Origin of the sequence: Pseudovibrio flavus (genome assembly GCF_009711345.1) — a bacterium.
In the GTDB taxonomy this organism is placed as follows: Bacteria; Pseudomonadota; Alphaproteobacteria; order Rhizobiales; family Stappiaceae; genus Pseudovibrio; species Pseudovibrio flavus.
The window spans coordinates 1-14461 of record NZ_SMMA01000036.1 but is presented as its reverse complement, the minus strand read 5'-3'; the positions used below and the strand labels follow the sequence as shown (position 1 = coordinate 14461).

The following is a 14461-nucleotide window of genomic DNA, read 5'->3' as shown; positions in this document are numbered from 1 at the left end:
AATGCGGACAATAAGCAAATGAACTCTACGCCCATCTCCCGATAACCAGCAAAGCAGCTGCAACTGTCCCAAGGTATTATCAAGATAAGCCTAAATCGTTTTAAAGAGTTGGGCGCAGAAAGCACGCATAGAAGGCGCCACAGCTGAATATTTCGCAAGCAAGCGCTTCTCGCCCAAAGACTATGCACCCCTCCCCCAAACGCAAAAAGGCGCCCCAAACGGGACGCCTTTTCATTGAAACCCATAAAGGGAATTCAATTAAGCAGCAGCTTCTGCAGCAGCTTCTTCAGCTTCAACGCGAGCGCGGTCTTCTGCACCCTTTGCTTCAACGTCGCGATCAACGAATTCGATCACAGCCATTGGAGCGTTGTCACCGTGGCGGTAGCCAGCTTTAAGAACGCGGGTGTAGCCACCCTGACGGTCTTTGTAGCGTTCTGCCAGAGCTTCAAACAGCTTGCGTACCATTGCTACGTCGCGGATCTGAGAGATCGCCTGACGACGAGCATGGAGGTCACCGCGCTTACCAAGCGTGATGAGCTTATCTGCGATTGGACGAAGCTCTTTTGCTTTCGGAAGTGTCGTAACAATCTGCTCATGCTTGATGAGAGAAGCAGCCATGTTAGCGAACATTGCTTTACGATGGCTAGACGTCCGATTGAGCTTGCGGCCGGATTTTCCGTGGCGCATGGCCCTCTCCTTTTAATCAGTCTGTGCGGCATTTATCACAAAGCCGCTACGGGTTCCATAGAGAAGAATGGGACCCTGATTGAATCAGTATTGGTGGTCTTCGTAGCGCTTAGCCAGCTCATCGATATTTTCAGGTGGCCAGTTAGCCACTTCCATACCGAGATGCAGACCCATCTGCGCCAGAACCTCTTTGATCTCATTCAGAGACTTACGACCGAAGTTCGGTGTGCGAAGCATTTCTGCTTCAGTCTTCTGGATCAGATCCCCAATGTAGACGATGTTGTCATTCTTCAGGCAGTTCGCAGAACGTACAGACAGTTCCAGCTCATCAACTTTCTTCAGAAGCGCAGGGTTGAACGCAAGTTCAGCCACGGTGTCTTCCTGAACCTCGCGCTGAGGCTCTTCGAAGTTGACGAAGATGGAGAGCTGATCCTGCAGGATGCGGGCTGCATAAGCAACTGCATCTTCAGGAACAACAGAACCGTCGGTTTCTACAGTCAAGGTCAGCTTGTCATAGTCAAGAACCTGACCCTCACGGGTGTTCTCAACCTTGTAAGAAACCTTTTTAACCGGAGAATAGAGGCTATCAACCGGGATAAGACCGATTGGAGCGTCTTCTGGACGGTTTGCAGCAGCAGGAACGTAACCCTTACCGGTGTTAACGGTGAACTCGATACGAACTTCTGCACCATCATCGAGGTTACACAGAAGCAGATCAGGGTTCAGGATTTCGATGTCGCCAACGGTGTCGATGTCGCCTGCATATACAGCGCCAGGACCCTGCTTACGCAGTACCATACGCTTAGGACCCTCACCCTGCATGCGCAGAGCAACTTCCTTGATGTTCAGTACGATGTCGGTGACATCTTCACGAACGCCAGGAATAGAGGAGAACTCGTGCAGAACGCCGTCGATCTGTACGCCAGTTACTGCAGCGCCCTGAAGGGAGCTGAGCAGGATGCGGCGCAGAGCGTTACCAAGAGTGAGGCCGTAGCCACGCTCAAGAGGCTCAGCAACGACAGCAGCTTTAAAGCGTGCATCATCGCCAGAACGAATGTCGAGTTTGGTTGGCTTGATCAGTTCTTGCCAGTTTTTCTGAATAGTCACGTAGTGTTCCCTTCGGCTATCTCGTTGTATCTGCAACTCTTAAGGTTTCAGATCAACCATCCGTTGCCATAGGTTATAAACTGCCCAATAGAAGTATTAGACGCGACGACGCTTGCGCGGACGGCAACCGTTGTGTGGGATCGGGGTCACGTCGCGGATGGAAGTGATCACGAAACCGGTAGCCTGCAGGGCACGCAGTGCGGACTCACGTCCGGAACCTGGGCCACGAACTTCTACTTCAAGAGTACGCATACCATGTTCAGCGGCTTTACGACCTGCGTCTTCGGCTGCGACCTGTGCAGCATAAGGGGTGGACTTACGAGACCCCTTGAAGCCGAGCGCGCCAGCAGACGACCAAGAGATGGTGTTGCCCTGAGCATCGGTGATGGTAATCATGGTGTTGTTGAACGTAGAGTTCACATGCGCAATACCGGAAGAGATGTTCTTCCGCTCGCGACGACGCACACGCGTCGAATCCTTAGCCATAGTATTTCCTATCTTTGATATCTACACCGCCGTATTCACCGGCGGCTCCACCTAGCAGTTGCCAGCGGAGAGATTACTTCTTCTTACCGGCAATTGCCTTCGCAGGACCCTTACGGGTACGTGCGTTGGTATGAGTGCGCTGACCACGGACAGGCAGGCCACGACGGTGGCGAAGGCCACGGTAGCAACCAAGGTCCATCAGACGCTTGATGTTCATTGCGGTTTCACGGCGCAGGTCACCTTCTACGAGGTAATCAGCGTCGATTGCTTCACGGATCTGAAGAACTTCTGCGTCAGAGAGTTCGTTAACCCGGCGTTCTGCAGGAATACCAACCTTAGAGGTGATTTCCTGAGCGAACTTAGGGCCGATACCGTGAATGTACTGCAGCGCGATAACTACGCGCTTGTTCGTCGGAATGTTGACGCCAGCAATACGGGCCACTTTGTTTCTCCTTTAGCGAGGGCACAACACCATGCCCTCTCCCATTCTGTCTGCGCCATTATGGACGACAGACACAAAAAGATCAGCCTCGGTTTCCCAAGGAAAACCGGCGCCAATCGAAAATGGTGTCGATGTGCGCCGGCATATACTTGATATTTTGATGAAGCGCAAGCGCCCCCACGGGATTACGTGGGTTTACACAGCCTTCAAAATCGCTTCGATGTCGCTTGCCACTTTATCAACGGCCTGCATTCCATCGACTGTTTTGAGCATTCCACGTTCACCGTAATACTCGATTAGCGGTGCCGTTTGTTCTCTGTAAACAGCGAGACGCTTTTTCAGCGCCTCAGCGTTATCATCGGAACGAACCTCGGCGCTCTCACGAGCACGCTTTTCGATACGCTCCAGAAGTTTTCCTTCATCCACGGCCAGCTGCACAACGGCGTCAAGACCCATGGACTTGGAATTCAGCAATTCACCCAGAGCATCCGCCTGCGCAATGGTTCTAGGAAATCCGTCCAGGATAAAACCATTAGCGCAATCGTCTTGCTCAATCCGGTCGGCGATCAAGGATACGATCAGCTCGTCAGAAACGAGCTCACCGCGTTCAAGAACACCCTTCACCTTAAGGCCAACTTCGCTTTCAGCTGCAACAGCTGCACGAAGCATATCACCGGTAGACAGTTGTTTGATCTTATAGTTGTCTACCAAGAACGCCGCCTGGGTACCTTTACCAGCACCAGGAGGGCCCAAAAGGATCAGCCTCATTTACGTTTCCCCCTCAGTTTCGTTTTCTTCACCAGACCTTCGTACTGGTGAGCCAGCAGATGCCCCTGAACCTGCGAAACAGTATCCATGGTTACACTGACAACGATCAACAGGGAAGTACCACCGAAGTAGAACGGTACGCCAGTTGCGGAAATGAGGAACTCAGGCAGAAGACAGACCAAGGTGATATAGATAGCACCTACGACTGTGATCCGAGTGAGGACATAGTCAATATACTGTGCGGTACGCTCACCTGGACGAATGCCAGGAATGAAGCCACCGTGTTTCTTCAGGTTATCAGCGGTATCGGTCGGATTGAACACGATAGCTGTGTAGAAGAAACAGAAGAAGATGATCAATGCCGCATAGAGCACCATGTACGCAGGCTGGCCGTGGCCAAGAAGTGCGGTAATGGTGGTCAGCCACTCCATTCCGGTTGAAGTTGATTCACCCGTCTGGAAGTTAGAAATCGTAGCTGGAACCAGAAGCAGAGAGCTCGCAAAAATCGGCGGAATCACACCTGCGGTGTTCAGCTTGAGCGGCAGGAACGAAGTTTGACCTTCGAACATGCGGTTGCCCTGCTGACGACGCGGGTACTGGATAAGCAGACGACGCTGCGCCCGTTCCATGAACACGATAACTGCGATTACTACAACGGCCAGTAGGATAATTCCGAGGATAATTGGGGTCGCGAGTGCGCCCTGACGGCCAAGTTCCAAAGTGGAAACAACCGCGGACGGCAGACCTGCCACAATACCTGCGAAGATAATCAGAGAGATACCGTTACCAATGCCGCGTGAGGTGATTTGCTCACCCAGCCACATCAGGAACATGGTACCGCCTACAAGCGTAATGACTGTCGCAATGCGGAAGAACATACCCGGATCTTCTACGATACCGGTACCGGCTTCCAAACCAACAGCAATGCCGTATGCCTGGAAAGTTGCCAGCAGCACAGTGCCGTAGCGGGTATACTGGTTAATTTTCTTCCTGCCCTGCTCGCCTTCTTTCTTAAGCTGTTCCAGAGAAGGAACAACCGACGTCATCAGCTGAACGATGATGGACGCAGAAATGTAAGGCATGATGCCCAGTGCAAAGATAGCCATACGTTCAACGGCACCGCCGGAGAACATATTAAATAGACCAATGATGCCGGACTGAGCCTGGCCAAAGGCCTGTGCCAATGCGTCTGGGTTAATCCCAGGCAGAGGAATATAGGTACCCAGTCGATACACCAAAAGCGCACCCAGTGTGAACCAGATCCGCTTCTTGAGTTCCTCGGCCTTAGCAAAGGCGGAAAAATTTAAATTTGATGCAAGTTGCTCGGCTGCAGAAGCCATTCCGCGCTCCGGTCAGTTTGGGAACACAAAAAAGAGTGAGGCCTATTCGGCCTCAACTCCCTTGATCACGACTTTGCCGCCTGCTTTCTCAACTGCTTCAACAGCAGTCTTGGAAGCGCCAGCAACTTCGAAAGTCACAGCGGTTTTAAGCTCACCGTCAGACAGAAGGCGTACGCCATCACGAATGCGCTTAACAACACCAGCTACCTTCAGTGCTTCAACTGTAACAGGAGCGGAAGCGTCAAGCTTGCCAGCTTCAATTGCAGTCTGAACACGACCCAAAGACACAATGTTGTAGTCTTTAGCGAAGATGTTGGTAAAGCCGCGCTTCGGAAGACGACGATGCAGAGGCATCTGACCACCTTCAAAGCCTTTGATGGCTACGCCCGAACGGGACTTCTGACCCTTGACACCACGGCCACCGGTCTTGCCCTTGCCAGAACCGATACCGCGACCAACGCGGGTACGGTCCTTAACAGCACCTGGGTTATCCCAGAGTTCGTTAAGTTTCATCCTATTATCTCCCGGCTCTCGTTACGCTTCGTCAACGACGCGAACCAGATGCTGAACCTTGCGGATCATGCCACGCACTTCAGGAGTATCCTGAAGAGTACGACGACGGTGCATCTTGTTCAGGCCAAGACCGATCAGCGTTGCACGCTGGTCAGCTGGACGGCGCAGTGGGCTGCCGATCTGTTCGACCGTTACGGTCTTTTCAGTATTCGCCATTACACTAACCCTTGTTCTCTAATCTGCAGTTGCACCCGCGCCTTAAGCGTCGGATGCTACTACTGCCGCATCGTCTTTGTCACGACGGCGAGCCTGCAGGGTAGAAACCTTGAGGCCACGACGTGCTGCAACAGAACGTGGGCTATCTTCTTTTTTCAGCGCATCAAACGTCGCACGAACCATGTTGTACGGGTTAGATGTACCGAGAGATTTTGCAACAATATCCTGAACGCCGAGCGTTTCGAATACTGCACGCATAGGACCACCAGCAATGATACCGGTACCAGCAGGTGCTGCGCGAAGGATTACTTTGCCAGCGCCGTGACGGCCCTCAATATCGTGGTGGAGTGTACGGCCTTCGCGTAGTGGTACGCGAATCATTGTACGTTTTGCAGCTTCCGTTGCTTTGCGAATTGCTTCAGGCACTTCACGAGCTTTACCATGACCAAAGCCTACGCGGCCTTTCTGGTCACCGACCACTACCAGTGCAGCAAAACCAAAACGGCGGCCGCCTTTTACTACTTTAGCAACGCGGTTGATGTGAACGAGCTTATCGACAAATTCGCTGTCGCGCTCTTCACGATCCCGGTTATCCTGTCTCGCCATTTTATCGTCTTCCGTTTTCTAAAAGCACCAAGGGGCGCCGATCAGAATTCCAGTCCGCCTTCGCGTGCAGCATCAGCCAACGCTTTTACACGGCCGTGGAACAGATAGCCACCGCGGTCAAACACAACCTGTTTAACGCCTGCAGCCAGAGCACGCTCAGCAACCAATTTACCAACTACTGCAGCAGCTGCAGAGTCAGCACCGGTTTTCAGAGTGCCTTTTACATCTTTCTCAAGAGTAGACGCTGCTGCAACGGTCAGGCCATTCGCATCGTCGATAATCTGAGCATAGATCTGTTTGGAAGAGCGGAAAACGGACAAACGTGGACGTCCATTCGCTACTTTTTTGATCGAACGGCGTACGCGTGCGCGGCGACGCTCGAAGGAATTTCCATTCGCCATGATCGTACCCGTTACTTCTTCTTGCCTTCCTTACGGACAATGTATTCGCCTGCATAGCGAACGCCTTTGCCCTTGTAAGGTTCTGGTGGACGGAATTCACGGATGTTTGCCGCGATCTGGCCAACCTGCTGCTTGTTGATGCCGGTGATTTCGATTTCAGTCGGCTTCGGACATTTGATTTCCACACCAGCTGGGATGTCGAATTTGACATCGTGGGAGAAACCAAGAGCAAGGTTCAGGATATTTCCCTGGACCTGGGCGCGGTAACCAACACCGGTGATTTCAAGGTTACGCTTGTAGCCTTCAGAAACACCAGTAACAAGGTTAGCGATCATGGTACGGCACATACCCCACATAGAACGAGCCATTTTGGAATCGTTCAGAGGTGTAACCTGAATACCAGCATCAGTCATTTCGACCGAAACGAGGTCGTGGGCCACGAAGGACAATTCGCCCTTCGGACCCTTGACAACTACGTTCTGGCCGTTGATCGATGCCGTTACCCCGCTAGGCACGGGGACTGGCTTTTTGCCAATACGAGACATAGGATCAACCTGTCAGTTTTTGTAATTAAACTAGAAACTAAGCCGCATCAGAAGACGCGGCAAAGTACCTCGCCACCCACATTTTTGTCGCGAGCTTCGTGATCAGCCATCACACCCTGTGGGGTGGAAAGGATCGCGATGCCCAGGCCATTGGCCACATGTGGGATGTTCTTCACTGAAGAGTACACACGACGACCAGGCTTAGATACGCGCTCAATGGTGCGGATCACAGGCTCGTTGTCAAAGTACTTCAGCTCGATTTCAAGCTCAGACTTGCCACCATCAAAGGCAACAGCTGTGTAGCCACGGATATAACCTTCAGCTACCAGCACGTCCAGAATGTTTGCGCGCAATTTTGACGCAGGTGTAGAAACCTTTGCCTTGCCACGCATATGCGCATTACGGATGCGCGTGATCATATCCCCGACTGGATCGGAAATCGACATCGTAGTAACTCCTTACCAGCTCGACTTCACGAGACCCGGGATCTTGCCCAGGGAACCCAGCTCACGAAGCGCAATACGCGACATCTTGAGCTTGCGGTAGAAACCGCGTGGGCGACCCGAAACTTCACACCGGTTGCGTACCCGTGTTGGCGCGGAATTGCGCGGCAGCTCCGCGAGCTTAAGCCGTGCATTAAACCGCTCCTCGAGGGGTAGGCTCTCGTCCAAGGCCATCGCCTTCAGGGCAGCGCGCTTAGCAGCGTACTTCTGTACAAGACGCTCGCGCCGCTTATTTTTTTCGACCGCGCTTTTCTTCGCCATCGTCTGTCCTCGTTCCTTTCCCGTATACCGCTTTTATTTGCGGAACGGGAAGTTGAACGCGCGCAGCAATTCACGCGCTTCGTCATCGGTTTTCGCGTTGGTGCAGACCACAATGTCCATGCCCCACATCTGATCAACTTTATCATAGTCGATCTCAGGGAACACGATGTGCTCTTTAAGACCCATTGCGTAGTTACCACGGCCGTCGAAGCTCTTAGCATTCAGGCCACGGAAGTCACGTACGCGCGGCAGCGCGATGGTGACCAGGCGGTCCATGAATTCATACATGTGCTCACGACGAAGGGTAACTTTCGCACCCAGTGGCATGCCTTCACGAACCTTAAAGGTCGCGATGGATTTCTTCGCGTGGGTAATAACTGCTTTTTGACCAGCAATCAAGGAAAGATCTGCAGCAGCAGTCTTAGCCTTCTTGCTATCGCCAACAGCTTCACCAACACCCATATTCAGAACGATCTTAGTGACCTTCGGAATTTCCATTGGGTTTGCGTAGTTGAATTTCTCCTGCAGTTGCTGACGCACTACGTTATCGTAGTGCGCGCGCAGCTTTGGAGTGTAAGTAGCGTCAGCCATCAATCACGTCTCCAGAACGTTTGGCGACACGAACAGTGGCGCCACCTTCATTGGTCGTGAAACCGACGCGGGTCGGCTTACCATCTTTCGGATCGGCAAGTGCGATGTTGGAAAGATGGATTGGAGCTTCCTTCGTGACGATACCGCCCTCGCTCTGCTGGGTCTGGCGTAGGTGACGACGCACCAAGTTTACGCCACGCACGACAGCGCGGTTTTCGGACGGGAGCATCTGGATAACTTCTCCAGTTTTACCCTTATCACGACCGGCGATTACGACGACCTTGTCGCCCTTTTTGATCTTCGCGGGCATCAGAGCACCTCCGGCGCAAGCGAAATGATCTTCATGTGATTCTTAGCACGGAGTTCACGAGGAACAGGGCCAAAAATACGAGTTCCGATCGGTTCTTTGTTATTGTTGATCAGTACGGCCGCATTGCGGTCGAAACGGATCACACTGCCATCGGCGCGGCGAATATCTTTCGCTGTACGCACGACGACCGCTTTCATCACGTCGCCCTTTTTAACACGGCCCCGAGGGATAGCTTCTTTGACAGACACCACAATGATGTCGCCAACGCCAGCATACTTCCGCTTGGAACCGCCGAGCACTTTGATGCACATTACACGACGTGCGCCGGAGTTATCGGCTACGTCGAGGTTTGTTTGCATCTGAATCATGACTCGTCGCCTTATTCGTTTTCTCAGCGCCCTAGTGGCCTAAGGCACCGGATGCGTTCATTAGCTCGCTGCTTCTTCCGAAACAACAACCCAATTCTTATTCTTAGAGATAGGTGCACACTCTTGAATGTGGACAGTGTCACCGACCTTGTAAGAATTGTTCTCATCATGTGCACGGTACTTTTTAGTACGACGCACAGTTTTCTTCAGCACTGGGTGGGTAAAGCGACGCTCTACCTTCACAGTTACTGTTTTGTCATTCGCATCGCTCGTGACGATGCCCTGCAAAATACGCTTTGGCATCCTCTACTCCTTATGCGTTAGCAGACGTGCGCTTTTCGCGCAGGATGGTTTTAAGCTGCGCGATTTCACGTCGAACCTGACGTACACGTGCAGTGTTTTCGAGCTGACCAGTAGCTCTCTGGAAGCGCAGGTTAAACTGCTCTTTCTTCAGAGCTGCAAGATCGTCTTTCAACTGATCTTCAGTCTTTGCTCTTACGTCGCTAGCCTTCATGGCTTTACCTCTTTACTGTCCGATCACTCGCCGATGCGCTGGACAAACCGGCACTTGATCGGGAGTTTGGCGGCGGCCAAGCGCATTGCTTCACGAGCAATCTCTTCAGACACACCATCAACCTCAAACATGATACGGCCTGGTTTGACCCTACATGCCCAGTACTCAGGACTACCCTTACCTTTACCCATACGTACTTCAGCAGGCTTCGAAGAAACCGGCACGTCTGGGAAAATACGGATCCACACACGACCAGCACGCTTCATGTGGCGGGTCATGGCACGACGGGCCGCCTCGATCTGACGCGCAGTAATACGCTCAGGCTCCACTGCTTTCAAGCCGAAAGCACCGAAGTTGAGGTCTGTACCGCCCTTGGCATCGCCATGGATACGGCCCTTGTGCTGCTTGCGGAACTTAGTTCGCTTAGGTTGCAGCATCGCTTCTCTCTCGCTTCTCTAATCTGTCGAACTGAGGTGCTGCCTTAGGCAGCACGCTCGCGTCGACCGCCGCCTGGGCGTTCGTTCTTGCCACCAGCTTCGGTTGCACGACGCTCAGAAGCCATTGGATCATGCTCAAGGATTTCGCCCTTGAAGATCCATACCTTCACGCCACATGCACCATAAGCGGTGTGCGCAGTAGCAGTACCGTAGTCAATGTCCGCACGCAGAGTGTGCAGCGGCACGCGACCTTCACGGTACCATTCGATACGCGCGATTTCCGCACCACCCAGACGACCACCGCAGTTAATACGGATGCCGAGGGCGCCAAGACGCATTGCAGACTGAACTGCACGCTTCATAGCACGGCGGAACGCAACACGACGTTCCAGCTGCTGAGCAATAGATGCTGCAACAAGGGTAGCGTCGGTTTCAGGCTTGCGCACTTCAACGATGTTGAGGTGAACTTCAGAAGAGGTCATCTCGGACAGCTTCTTGCGAAGACGTTCGATGTCTGCACCCTTCTTACCAATCACTACACCTGGACGACCAGAGTGAATGGTAACGCGGCACTTGCGGTGCGGGCGCTCGATGACGATCTTAGAGACAGCAGCCTGCTTCAGTTCTTCCTGCAAGAATTCGCGGATGCGGAAATCTTCATGAAGAAGATCACCGTATTCGTTCTTGCTGGCGAACCAACGGGAGTCCCAAGTACGGTTGATGCCGAGGCGAAAACCGATTGGATTAATTTTCTGTCCCATTAGGCTGTCTCCTCAACTTCGCGTACAACGATGGTCAGGTTAGCAAACGGTTTCTGAATGCGACCTACACGACCACGGGCACGAGGCTGGAAACGCTTCATTACAAGCGCTTTGCCTACGAAGGCCTCGGCAACGACAAGGTTGTCGACGTCGAGGTCATGATTGTTTTCAGCGTTAGCGATAGCGGACATCAGAGTTTTCTTGACGTCGCCAGCGATGCGCTTGCGAGAGAAGGTCAGATCAGCAAGTGCTGCGCCAACTTTCTTACCGCGGATAGATGCTGCAACGAGGTTAAGCTTCTGCGGGGAAACCCGCAGCATGCGGCATACTGCCTTTGCCTCGTTGTCGGCGAGCGTCCGCTCTTGCTTCTGCTTGCCCATCCTTATTTCCTTTTCGCCTTTTTGTCAGCGCCATGACCGTAGTAGGTACGGGTTGGGGAGTATTCACCCAACTTCTGACCAACCATGTCTTCGCTAATCAAAACAGGAATGTGCTTCTGGCCGTTATAAACGCCGAAGGTCAGCCCCACGAACTGCGGCAGAATGGTAGAGCGACGGCTCCAGGTCTTAATGACCTCGCTACGGCCGGACGCACGTACCTTCTCCGCTTTTTTCAGGAGGTAACCGTCAACAAACGGGCCTTTCCAGATCGAACGTGTCACGATCCGTCCCTCTTACTTCTTCCGCGAATGACGCGAACGAACGATAAACTTATCACTCGCCTTATTGCGTCTCGTACGCTTACCTTTAGTTGGCTTACCCCAAGGGGTAACCGGATGACGACCACCGGATGTACGACCTTCACCACCACCGTGCGGGTGATCGATAGGGTTCATAGCTACACCGCGGGTGTGTGGACGACGACCGAGCCAACGGGAACGACCAGCCTTACCAAGATTGATGTTGGCATGATCAGGGTTGGATACCGCGCCAATCGTGGCCATGCAAGTGCCGAGTACACGACGCTGCTCACCAGAAAGGAGACGGACTACAGTGTAACCAGCGTCACGACCAACGATCTGAGCGTAAGCACCTGCGGAACGTGCAATCTGCGCGCCCTTGCCTGGCTTCATTTCGATGTTGTGTACGATGGTGCCGACCGGAATAGACGCCAGAGGCATCGCATTGCCTGGCTTCACGTCTACGGAGTTACCAGCTACAACCTTGTCGCCAGCAGCAAGACGCTGTGGAGCAAGAATGTAAGCCTGTTCGCCGTCTTCGTAGTTTACCAGTGCGATAAATGCGGTACGGTTTGGATCGTATTCCAGGCGCTCGACGGTGCCAACTACGTCGAATTTACGACGCTTGAAGTCAACCAGACGATAAGTACGCTTGTGACCACCACCAATGTTGTTGGCAGTCTTACGACCGGTGTTGTTACGACCACCAGACTTTGTGAGACCTTCAGTCAATTTCTTGACTGGCTTGCCTTTCCAAAGTTCGGAACGGTCTACCTGTACCAGCTGACGACGGCCAGGAGATGTTGGATTAAATGTCTTAAGTGCCATTTTGTCCTACCTCGCCCTTAAAGACCGGTCGTCACATCGATGGACTGACCGTCCTCGAGGGTGACCACTGCCTTTTTGAAGTCAGACTGACGACCAAGGATACCACGGAAACGCTTGGACTTGCCTTTGCGTACCAGGGTGTTTACAGCCTTGACCTTCACGCCGAACAGGGCTTCTACGGCCGCTTTGATTTCTGGCTTTGTAGCAGAAAGAGCGACTTTGAAAACCACTTTGTTCTCTTCAGAAGCGAAAGTTGCCTTTTCGGTGATCACCGGAGAGACGATCGTATCGTAATGATTAATGTTCATTAGAAACGTTCCTCCAGAGCAGCTACGGCAGCCTTGGTCAGAACCAGCGTATCACGACGAAGAATGTCGTAAACGTTGATGCCCTGAACTGGCAGCACGTCGACCATTGGGATGTTGCGGGATGCAAGACCGAAGTTTGCATCTACTTCTGCACCATCAATGATCAGAGCGTTTTTCAGACCCATGGAAGACAGCTGGTCTTTCACGAGTTTGGTTTTTGCTTCAGCTGCCTTTACATCTTCAACGATGATGAGGCTACCCGCAGCCGCTTTAGCAGAAAGCGCATGCTTCAGGCCGAGAACGCGAACCTTCTTAGGAAGGTCAAAGCCGTGTTCACGAACAACTGGGCCAAATGCTTTACCACCACCACGGAACTGTGGAGCTTTACGGTTACCGTGACGAGCGCCACCGGAACCTTTCTGGCGAACGAATTTCTTGGTGGTACCAGAAACTTCGGAGCGACCCAAAGATTTGTGAGTACCAGCCTGACGCTTAGCCAGCTGCCAGCGAATTACACGCTGGATCAGGTCTACGCGAGGCTCAAGACCAAAGATCTCGTCAGATACGGTGATCGAACCGGCTACACCGCCGCCGAGGGATTTAACCTCGAGTTCCATCACTCACCTTCCTTCCCGGTTTCGATCGCAGCAGCGTCAACCGCACGGAAAGAACCTGGAACAGGTGCGTTTTCCGGCAGAGCTTTTTTCACTGCGTCGCGAACGAGGATCCAGCCGCCCTTAGAACCAGGCACGGAACCTTCAACCATGATCAAACCGCGCTCTACGTCAGTGCGAACGATTTTCAGGTTCTGGGTAGTAACGCGTTCGTCACCGAGGTGACCGGCCATTTTCTTGCCTTTGAACACTTTACCCGGATCCTGACACTGACCGGTAGAACCGTGTGCACGGTGAGAAACGGACACACCGTGGGAAGCGCGACCGCCCCCGAAGTTGTGACGCTTCATAGCACCTGCAAAGCCTTTACCGATAGAAGTACCGGTAACGTCAACGAACTGACCAATTACGAAGTGGTCTGCAGTAAGTTCTGCACCCACGTCGATCATGTTGTCAGCGTCCACGCGGAACTCTGCCAGCTTGCGCTTTGGCTCAACCTTTGCTGCTGCAAAGTGGCCGCGCATAGCACGGTTTGTGTTTTTAACTTTAGCTGCGCCAACACCGAGTTGCAGTGCTGTGTAGCCATTTTTATCTTCAGTACGGTGGGCAACTACCTGGCACTTGTCCAGGTGCAGTACAGTCACTGGCACATGTTCACCAGCTTCACTATACACGCGAGTCATACCCACTTTCTGTGCGATCACTCCAGAACGCATCGGCATCCCCTTGGTCCGCCTTACAGCTTGATCTCGACGTCCACACCAGCAGCCAGGTCGAGCTTCATAAGAGCGTCTACTGTCTGTGGAGTTGGATCGACGATATCGAGAAGACGCTTATGAGTGCGCATCTCGAACTGATCACGGCTTTTTTTGTCGATGTGCGGACCACGAAGTACTGTGTACTTTTCAATCCGCGTCGGCAACGGTACGGGTCCGCGCACTTGTGCGCCAGTCCGTTTCGCCGTGTTGACGATCTCCTTAGTGGAGGCGTCAAGAACACGGTGATCAAACGCCTTTAGGCGGATCCGAATATTCTGACCGTTCATGACTTATCCCTACTGGGTAAGGTCAGGCAGCTACCGAAGTAGCCGCCCTCAAACCCAATTCTTATTCGATGATTTCAGCTACAACGCCTGCACCAACGGTACGGCCACCTTCGCGGATAGCGAAGCGCAGA

General features: G+C 52.8%; 28 protein-coding genes. All 28 read right to left on the bottom strand.

Annotation, left to right across the window (positions count from 1 at the left end):
* Positions 1–258: 258 nt before the first annotated feature.
* Positions 259–687: a 50S ribosomal protein L17 gene (gene rplQ, locus E1162_RS00385; RefSeq protein WP_155125485.1), complete on the bottom strand. Its 429-nt coding sequence runs from the start codon at positions 685–687 to the stop codon at positions 259–261.
* Between the two features lie 84 nt (positions 688–771).
* Positions 772–1794 (bottom strand): DNA-directed RNA polymerase subunit alpha, encoded by a 1023-nt coding sequence (locus tag E1162_RS00380; RefSeq protein ID WP_371311746.1) that lies wholly within the window; start codon positions 1792–1794, stop codon positions 772–774.
* A gap of 96 nt (positions 1795–1890) precedes the next feature.
* Positions 1891–2280 carry a 30S ribosomal protein S11 gene (gene rpsK / locus E1162_RS00375; protein WP_155125481.1) on the bottom strand — a complete coding sequence of 130 codons (390 nt, stop codon included), beginning with the start codon at positions 2278–2280 and terminating at the stop codon, positions 1891–1893.
* Positions 2281–2353: 73 nt separating this feature from the next.
* The gene (gene rpsM, locus E1162_RS00370) at positions 2354–2722 is read right to left on the bottom strand and encodes a 30S ribosomal protein S13 (protein WP_371311745.1); all 369 of its coding nucleotides are present in this window, start codon (positions 2720–2722) and stop codon (positions 2354–2356) included.
* Between the two features lie 195 nt (positions 2723–2917).
* Positions 2918–3490, bottom strand: a complete 573-nt coding sequence (locus E1162_RS00365; RefSeq protein WP_155125479.1) for an adenylate kinase — start codon at positions 3488–3490, stop codon at positions 2918–2920.
* Entirely contained in the window at positions 3487–4830 is a 1344-nt protein-coding gene (gene secY / locus E1162_RS00360) for a preprotein translocase subunit SecY (protein ID WP_155125477.1), read from the bottom strand. The genes E1162_RS00365 and secY overlap by 4 nt, the downstream gene beginning before the upstream one ends.
* Before the next feature lie 42 nt (positions 4831–4872).
* Positions 4873–5343 (bottom strand): 50S ribosomal protein L15, encoded by a 471-nt coding sequence (gene rplO / locus E1162_RS00355; protein ID WP_155125475.1) that lies wholly within the window; start codon positions 5341–5343, stop codon positions 4873–4875.
* A gap of 21 nt (positions 5344–5364) precedes the next feature.
* Positions 5365–5559, bottom strand: a complete 195-nt coding sequence (gene rpmD, locus E1162_RS00350) for a 50S ribosomal protein L30 (RefSeq protein ID WP_155125473.1) — start codon at positions 5557–5559, stop codon at positions 5365–5367.
* A gap of 42 nt (positions 5560–5601) precedes the next feature.
* Entirely contained in the window at positions 5602–6165 is a 564-nt protein-coding gene (gene rpsE, locus E1162_RS00345; RefSeq protein ID WP_155125471.1) for a 30S ribosomal protein S5, read from the bottom strand.
* A 41-nt stretch (positions 6166–6206) separates the two neighbouring features.
* Positions 6207–6566: a 50S ribosomal protein L18 gene (gene rplR, locus E1162_RS00340; RefSeq protein WP_155125469.1), complete on the bottom strand. Its 360-nt coding sequence runs from the start codon at positions 6564–6566 to the stop codon at positions 6207–6209.
* A gap of 11 nt (positions 6567–6577) precedes the next feature.
* Entirely contained in the window at positions 6578–7111 is a 534-nt protein-coding gene (gene rplF, locus E1162_RS00335) for a 50S ribosomal protein L6 (RefSeq protein ID WP_155125467.1), read from the bottom strand.
* A 47-nt stretch (positions 7112–7158) separates the two neighbouring features.
* Positions 7159–7557 carry a 30S ribosomal protein S8 gene (rpsH, locus tag E1162_RS00330; RefSeq protein ID WP_155125465.1) on the bottom strand — a complete coding sequence of 133 codons (399 nt, stop codon included), beginning with the start codon at positions 7555–7557 and terminating at the stop codon, positions 7159–7161.
* Positions 7558–7569: 12 nt separating this feature from the next.
* A complete protein-coding gene (rpsN, locus tag E1162_RS00325; protein ID WP_155125463.1) occupies positions 7570–7875 on the bottom strand; it encodes a 30S ribosomal protein S14 in 306 nt (101 codons plus the stop codon).
* Between the two features lie 33 nt (positions 7876–7908).
* Positions 7909–8466, bottom strand: a complete 558-nt coding sequence (rplE, locus tag E1162_RS00320; RefSeq protein ID WP_155125461.1) for a 50S ribosomal protein L5 — start codon at positions 8464–8466, stop codon at positions 7909–7911.
* Positions 8459–8776: a 50S ribosomal protein L24 gene (gene rplX, locus E1162_RS00315; protein ID WP_155125459.1), complete on the bottom strand. Its 318-nt coding sequence runs from the start codon at positions 8774–8776 to the stop codon at positions 8459–8461. The genes rplE and rplX overlap by 8 nt, the downstream gene beginning before the upstream one ends.
* Positions 8776–9144 (bottom strand): 50S ribosomal protein L14, encoded by a 369-nt coding sequence (gene rplN / locus E1162_RS00310; RefSeq protein WP_155125457.1) that lies wholly within the window; start codon positions 9142–9144, stop codon positions 8776–8778. Before rplN ends, rplX begins: the two co-directional genes overlap by 1 nt.
* 60 nt (positions 9145–9204) lie before the next feature.
* On the bottom strand, positions 9205–9447 hold the full coding sequence (gene rpsQ, locus E1162_RS00305; protein WP_155125455.1) for a 30S ribosomal protein S17: 243 nt from the start codon (positions 9445–9447) through the stop codon (positions 9205–9207).
* A gap of 10 nt (positions 9448–9457) precedes the next feature.
* A complete protein-coding gene (rpmC, locus tag E1162_RS00300) occupies positions 9458–9658 on the bottom strand; it encodes a 50S ribosomal protein L29 (protein WP_155125453.1) in 201 nt (66 codons plus the stop codon).
* A gap of 23 nt (positions 9659–9681) precedes the next feature.
* A complete protein-coding gene (gene rplP / locus E1162_RS00295) occupies positions 9682–10095 on the bottom strand; it encodes a 50S ribosomal protein L16 (protein ID WP_155125451.1) in 414 nt (137 codons plus the stop codon).
* A 44-nt stretch (positions 10096–10139) separates the two neighbouring features.
* Positions 10140–10856 carry a 30S ribosomal protein S3 gene (gene rpsC, locus E1162_RS00290; protein WP_155125449.1) on the bottom strand — a complete coding sequence of 239 codons (717 nt, stop codon included), beginning with the start codon at positions 10854–10856 and terminating at the stop codon, positions 10140–10142.
* On the bottom strand, positions 10856–11236 hold the full coding sequence (rplV, locus tag E1162_RS00285; RefSeq protein WP_155125447.1) for a 50S ribosomal protein L22: 381 nt from the start codon (positions 11234–11236) through the stop codon (positions 10856–10858). The genes rpsC and rplV overlap by 1 nt, the downstream gene beginning before the upstream one ends.
* A 2-nt stretch (positions 11237–11238) precedes the next feature.
* Complete coding sequence (gene rpsS, locus E1162_RS00280) at positions 11239–11517, bottom strand: 30S ribosomal protein S19 (protein ID WP_371311744.1); 279 nt, start codon at positions 11515–11517, stop codon at positions 11239–11241.
* Between the two features lie 12 nt (positions 11518–11529).
* The gene (gene rplB / locus E1162_RS00275) at positions 11530–12363 is read right to left on the bottom strand and encodes a 50S ribosomal protein L2 (RefSeq protein WP_155125445.1); all 834 of its coding nucleotides are present in this window, start codon (positions 12361–12363) and stop codon (positions 11530–11532) included.
* A gap of 17 nt (positions 12364–12380) precedes the next feature.
* Positions 12381–12671 carry a 50S ribosomal protein L23 gene (locus tag E1162_RS00270; protein WP_155125443.1) on the bottom strand — a complete coding sequence of 97 codons (291 nt, stop codon included), beginning with the start codon at positions 12669–12671 and terminating at the stop codon, positions 12381–12383.
* Complete coding sequence (gene rplD, locus E1162_RS00265; protein WP_155125441.1) at positions 12671–13288, bottom strand: 50S ribosomal protein L4; 618 nt, start codon at positions 13286–13288, stop codon at positions 12671–12673. The genes E1162_RS00270 and rplD overlap by 1 nt, the downstream gene beginning before the upstream one ends.
* Positions 13288–14001: a 50S ribosomal protein L3 gene (gene rplC / locus E1162_RS00260; protein WP_155125439.1), complete on the bottom strand. Its 714-nt coding sequence runs from the start codon at positions 13999–14001 to the stop codon at positions 13288–13290. Before rplC ends, rplD begins: the two co-directional genes overlap by 1 nt.
* A 20-nt stretch (positions 14002–14021) precedes the next feature.
* Positions 14022–14330 carry a 30S ribosomal protein S10 gene (rpsJ, locus tag E1162_RS00255; protein ID WP_068314098.1) on the bottom strand — a complete coding sequence of 103 codons (309 nt, stop codon included), beginning with the start codon at positions 14328–14330 and terminating at the stop codon, positions 14022–14024.
* A 61-nt stretch (positions 14331–14391) separates the two neighbouring features.
* The coding region (locus E1162_RS00250; protein WP_257098535.1) for an EF-Tu C-terminal domain-related protein at positions 14392–14461 on the bottom strand (70 nt) is incomplete at its 5' end.